The sequence below is a fragment of the Cognatishimia sp. F0-27 genome, assembly GCF_020667845.1.
GTDB lineage: Bacteria > Pseudomonadota > Alphaproteobacteria > Rhodobacterales > Rhodobacteraceae > JAFMPQ01.
In genome coordinates this window covers 1-777 of the sequence record NZ_JAFMPQ010000100.1, presented here as the reverse complement: position 1 = coordinate 777, position 777 = coordinate 1, and the positions used below count along the sequence as shown (strand labels likewise).

At 67.1% G+C, this 777-nt stretch carries 1 protein-coding gene; it reads right to left on the bottom strand.

Translation table 11 applies throughout. The features are described from left to right. Nucleotides 1–777 (bottom strand): calcium-binding protein (locus J1C49_RS21505; RefSeq protein ID WP_370639450.1); only part of this gene is annotated, 777 nt, incomplete at both ends.

The window sequence follows — 777 nt, the reverse complement described above, 5'->3', positions numbered from 1 at the left end:
GCCGCCGCGGTGCCGACGATATAGACCTGTCCGTCGATCAGCGCGTCGCCATCCACATCCATGCTTGCGATCGTCACGTTCACGCCGCTCTTGACCGTGTTGAGCAGCGTCAGCTCCCCCGCCGTGCCGGTAAAGCTGCCGACCACCGTGAAGGCCTGGTTGCCGCCCGCATTGGCATCGGCGTCGATCAGGAAGAGGTTGATCACATCGCCCTCCGCGCTGGAGAAATCGCGCACCTCGTCGCGGGCGAACTGGCCCACCCCGGTATCGGCGATGCTGCGGAACACGAAATTATCCGCGCCGGACCCGCCGGTATAGAAGTCGCGCCCGGCCCCGCCATCGAGGAAATCCGCGCCCGCGCCGCCGAGGATCTGGTCCACATCGGCGCCGCCAAGGATCCGGTCGTCATTGTTGCCGCCGAGGATCGTGTCGCGCCCGTCCAGCCCGTAGATCGTGTCGTTGCCATTGCTGCCTTCGAGCCGGTTGCCGTGCAGGTTCGTGCCGTAGATCGTGTCCGCCTGGCCCGAGCCGAACACGTTCTCGACGCCGCTGAGCATATCCGTGCCGCCGCCGCCACTGGCGCTGCCATTCTCGAGATTGACGCTCACACCGGCCGCCAGACCGGTATAGAGCACGGTGTCGAAATTGCCGCCGCCCTCGATCGTGTCATCGCCGAGACCGCCCACGAGCCGGTCCGCGAAGCTGCCGCCGTCAAGGCTGTCGGCACCGTCGCCGCCCTCAAGACGGTCCTCACCCGCGCCACCGATCAGCGTGTCG